The 4,560-nt window shown below is 49.6% G+C and carries 5 protein-coding genes; 2 read left to right on the forward strand and 3 right to left on the reverse strand.

Annotation, left to right across the window (positions count from 1 at the left end; translation table 11 throughout):
- Together NDA06_RS26210 and NDA06_RS26215 are read right to left on the reverse strand one after the other, a co-directional pair.
- The coding region (locus NDA06_RS26210) for an FHA domain-containing protein (RefSeq protein ID WP_348251936.1) at positions 1-498 on the reverse strand (498 nt) is incomplete at its 3' end.
- A 139-nt stretch (positions 499-637) separates the two neighbouring features.
- On the reverse strand, positions 638-1,303 hold the full coding sequence (locus NDA06_RS26215; protein WP_348251939.1) for a DUF3120 domain-containing protein: 666 nt from the start codon (positions 1,301-1,303) through the stop codon (positions 638-640).
- A 382-nt stretch (positions 1,304-1,685) separates the two neighbouring features.
- Between NDA06_RS26215 and NDA06_RS26220 the strand changes: the two genes are divergently transcribed.
- Both NDA06_RS26220 and NDA06_RS26225 read left to right on the forward strand, forming a co-directional pair.
- The gene (locus NDA06_RS26220; RefSeq protein WP_190985373.1) at positions 1,686-2,651 is read left to right on the forward strand and encodes an undecaprenyl-diphosphate phosphatase; all 966 of its coding nucleotides are present in this window, start codon (positions 1,686-1,688) and stop codon (positions 2,649-2,651) included.
- A gap of 55 nt (positions 2,652-2,706) precedes the next feature.
- The gene (locus NDA06_RS26225) at positions 2,707-4,038 is read left to right on the forward strand and encodes a TIGR03279 family radical SAM protein (RefSeq protein WP_190985374.1); all 1,332 of its coding nucleotides are present in this window, start codon (positions 2,707-2,709) and stop codon (positions 4,036-4,038) included.
- Here NDA06_RS26225 and NDA06_RS26230 read toward each other — a convergent pair.
- On the reverse strand, positions 4,029-4,560 hold a 532-nt coding region (locus NDA06_RS26230), incomplete at its 5' end, for a glycosyltransferase family 4 protein (protein ID WP_348251938.1). The two genes, NDA06_RS26225 and NDA06_RS26230, sit on opposite strands and share 10 nt — an antisense overlap.

The raw sequence follows: 4,560 nt of genomic DNA on the forward strand, positions 1-4,560 counted from the left end.
AATATTTCCTGCATGGCGGAACCAAGTACCGATCACCGCCGATAATATTTTTTCATCTAGTTGCCGGGTGAGAACTGTGAAGTCGCGGATGTCTACCACCATGACTGACATCAGACGGCGTACGTGCAAAGTCGAAGTCAGTGTATCCTTGTCCCCGCTTGGCAATGGCTCATTGTTGCGGTTGGCGGTAGGACAGTGAAACTCTAGATCCGTCTGACCAAAGGTAAGGCGATCGCCATTGCGTAAAGTAACCGGAATACTGACTCGTCTGCCATTGACAAAGGAGCCGTTGCGACTTCCTAGGTCAATTAGGTAGAACTCGCCGGTTTCAGTACATTGCAACATTGCATGGTTGCGAGAAATCCAACGATCCGGCAACACAAAATTGTTGTCGTCACTGCGACCAACTGTCCAGCAGTTACTACTTACCAAGGGGAGATAGCGATTGCCGGACTCGGTACGAAGGAGTAAGTAAGGAGTGGGTCGCAAAGTCACCACAGGCTAGAGAAGCAACGACGCATCGTATGGAGTGGTTAAATTTTAGCTTTCTTCTGGAGCTTGATGGGTAATTTGGGAACCTTTGTAACTAGATGTCCCGACATGAATAAATTTTTCAGGGGACACTTTCAAGATATTTTTAAGCCATAGTAGCAGCCAGCCAAAACAGACCGTCTACCAAGATTGTACTCAAAACGGCTCCACCAAACGCCCACCAATGCAGCTGGCGCGATCGCAATGGTACCAGACCAACGCCTAACAGGATTCCGAGAAGCACGAGTGCCCAACTGGTTCCCCAGGGGGTGCTGACTTGAGCGATCGCACTTTGAAAAACCAGTGATGCCTCGCTTGGTGCAACTTGCATGACGGTTCGCCAGTGTGGAATCAAACCAGCTAAGTAGAAGTATATAGCTGTTACTGCCGTGCCAAACAGGGAGCCAAGATAAAATAGGTTGCCGACAAGACCCCAACGGCGGGTCAAACACCATAAGGCAAACGGTAAACCAATTGCTTCCACCGGCAAGTGGATCGTGGGTTCCCAGCGCAGCCAGCCCCAATAAATCGACCCTGCCAACCAACTCCAGCTAAATCCCAGCAGCAAATCTCCCCACACATGAGTCGCAGGACGCCGTCTGAGAACCACGCTCAGCCAAACCCACCCAGCTGTCATTACTAAACTCAGTTCTGGTAGCAGCCGCACTAAAGGGGCTTGCACAAACACTGGCACGGATACCAGAAAAGACGCAGCTGCGAAAACTAACCAAGCTTGGCGGGTGCCGATTCCCCAATCAAAAAACCCCAACAGAGTTTTACTTGGCTGGGGGAGATTACCAGGGACAGAAGAAGATGAATTAGAAAACCAGGTATCGTTAAACAAGATTTTGTTAATATTCTTTACTTTAGTTTACATCTTTTACGATATCACAGGAAAAATGCCCTAGGGGGGGATATAGAAATCTTAGCTGAGTTTTATTGAGCAATACAAGTGGCTTTTCGGAGTAGGGTGGCAGAAAATGAATGGGAAGTTGGGAGAAACTCGGCGTTGAGAGTCGGAGATTTTCTAAAAATTGCTCGTCTTATGTAATGCCTGTGTTATGTGTAGTGGCGCAAGATGCCTCTGCCGGTGACTCGCAAAGAAGAAAGAAGAAAGGCTGACTTGTCTGGAATGCTGCTTATTAGAGGATTTCATGGCTGTATCAAAACGTAAAAAATTGGCGATTCTTCGTGTCGGTGCTGCCAGCACTGTGTTGACCTTCCCCTTAGAAGCGATGGTAAGGGCGCAAGACGTGGCACCCGTTGCCGCAACCACACCTCAGATGAATATCTTTCAAGCGGTAGTCCTGGGCATGGTGCAAGGGTTGACTGAGTTTCTGCCCATTAGCAGTACGGCGCATTTGAAGGTGGTGCCGGTGGTGCTGGGATGGGGCGATCCAGGAGTCGCCTTTACCGCCGTGATTCAGCTGGGCAGTATTGCCGCAGTGCTGTGGTATTTCTGGGGGGATTTGACACAAATTACAACGGGTGCCTTTAAGGCGATCGCTCACAAGAATTACGAATCCAACGACTTCCGTATGGCACTGGGAATCGTTTTGGGAACCTTACCCATCCTCTTTTTTGGACTGCTGATCAAAAAGTTTATTCCCGACTTTGACAACTCCCCGTTACGGAGTATGGCAGCGATCGCCATTGCCTCTATTTTCATGGCTTTATTGTTGGGAATTGCCGAGCGCATTGGCAAGAAAAAGCGTAACTTTGAGCAATTAACACTTCAAGATGGCATTTTGATGGGCTTGGCGCAAGCTTTGGCGCTAATTCCCGGTGTTTCTCGCTCCGGCTCTACCCTGACTGCTGGACTATTTATGAATTTAGAACGGGCAACCGCTGCACGCTTTTCTTTTTTATTGGGAATCCCAGCAATTACCCTGGCGGGGTTAGTGGAATTAAAAGATGTTCTAGAAACAGGGCTGGGAGAGGGTGGACTGCTGTCTCTGGTGGCGGGAGTCATCTCAGCCGGGGTATTTTCCTATCTTGCGATCGCGTGGCTGCTGCGCTTCCTGCAAACCCAGAGTACGTGGGTATTTATTTGGTATCGGTTAGCATTTGGAATAGCTATCTTGGGCGCGATCTTCGTCAAACTAATCCCTAATATTTAATTACTTTTTCTTCTCCTCCCTCCGTGCCTGAAGCGGTTCGTTTCCTCCTAGTTTTATGAGCGAGATTTCTATTCGTCCAGCCTTAATTACCCAAGTCCTCCCCGACTCCATTGCTGCCGAAGTCGGGTTTGAACCGGGAGATGCAATTGTTTCCATCAACGGGATGCGCCCCCGCGACCTTATTGACTACCAGTTTTTGTGTGCGGATGAAGTGCTGGAACTGGAAGTTTTAGATACTGCTGGCAAAAGCCACTCAGTGGAAATTGAGAAAGACTACGACGATGACTTGGGGTTGGAATTTGAAACTGCCCTATTTGATGGCTTAATTCAGTGTAATAACCGCTGTCCTTTTTGCTTCATCGATCAACAGCCTCCCGGTAAAAGGCGATCGCTTTATCTCAAAGATGACGACTACCGCCTCAGCTTTCTCTATGGCTCATACTTAACTCTGACCAATCTCACCCAGAGGGAATGGGACAGGATTGAGCAGATGCGCCTCTCTCCCCTCTACGTTTCCATCCATGCTACCGAACCAGAAGTCCGCAGCCGCCTGTTAAAAAATCCCCGCGCCGCTGAGATTTTGCAGCAACTGCGGTGGTTTCAAGAACGGCGTCTGCAAATCCATGCCCAGGTTGTTCTCTGTCCCGGCATCAACGATGGCGTTCACCTAGAGACTACCCTGGGGGATTTAGCCTCTTTTCACAAGGGAGATATCCCGGCTGTCGCCTCTGTGGCAGTAGTTCCGGTCGGTTTGACACGTTTCCGTCCAACCGAAGACGAACTAACCCCAGTGACGCCCCAGAAAGCCGCTGAAGTGATTTTGCAAGTCCAGGCACTTCAGGAGAAATTCCGCACCCAGATGGGATCTACTTTCGCCTGGTTAGCCGACGAGTGGTTTTTAATTGCTGGGCAAGAGTTACCGCCTGAATCAGACTACGAAGACTATCCTCAAATCGGCAATGGAGTCGGTTCGATTCGCCAATTTCTCAAGGAATTTCAGCAGGTTGCCGCGAAAAAATTGCCGCGACGTTTAAAAACATCCCAAAAATTAACTTGGGTGGTGGGGAATGCAGTGGAAAAAGCCTTTGAGCCTATCTTGCAACGTCTGAATCAAGTGCAAGGACTGCAAGTAAATCTGGCGGCGTTGCGTAGCGAATACTGGGGACAAGAGATTAGCGTCACTGGTTTGTTAACGGGTCAAGATTTGCTGAAACTAAAGGGAAGAGATTTGGGCGATCGCATTCTCCTCCCCTCAGTCATGCTAAAACATGGCGATTCTTGCTTCCTGGATGACATGACTGTGGAACAACTCGCCACTGAGTTGGGTACACCCATCTTGCCTATCAATGGTATCGAAGAACTCATCGACGCCTGCATTCACCCTTGATCCGTCAAGCCTTTAGCAAGTGAAGGGACGATAGCGGACTGAGATAGCCTTTTTTCATACAAATCGAGCAAAAGCCTTTCCTTGAGATCCCAATCAAAGACTTCCTTCACCCGCTTTTGTCCCGCTTGTCCCATTCGCACCCGTAACGCTGGATCTTCCGCTAAACGAGTCATCGCAGCAGCTACGTCGCGTGCGACTTGTTCGGGATTTATCGCAGCCACTTTAATCCCAGTTTCCTCCGTTACCTGTACCGCTGGCCCTCCCAGATCCAAGCAAATGACTGGACGCCCCGCCGCCATCATTTCCGCGCAGACAAATCCCCCAGATTCGTGCAGGCTGGGATGAACGAGGACGTGGCAATGCCCGATTTTAGATAGGGTTTCCTGGCGCGGTAAAGCGCCCCAGAAGCGAACTTTATCCGCCACTCCCAGTGAGTGAGCGATCGCTTCCAATTGTTGCCGTTCCCGTCCATCTCCCACAATCCAGTATTCTGCTTTGGGAATTTGAGCCAAAGCAAAAGCG

This window comes from Trichocoleus sp. ST-U1 (genome assembly GCF_039961835.1).
In the GTDB taxonomy this organism is placed as follows: Bacteria; Cyanobacteriota; Cyanobacteriia; order Cyanobacteriales; family FACHB-T130; genus FACHB-T130.

What these genes read in the sequence shown, in the direction of transcription:
- NDA06_RS26220 (WP_190985373.1), top strand. Translation starts at nt 1,686, where the DNA reads ATGGCTGTATCAAAACGTAAAAAATTGGCGATTCTTCGTGTCGGTGCT.
- NDA06_RS26225 (WP_190985374.1), top strand. Translation starts at nt 2,707, where the DNA reads ATGAGCGAGATTTCTATTCGTCCAGCCTTAATTACCCAAGTCCTCCCC.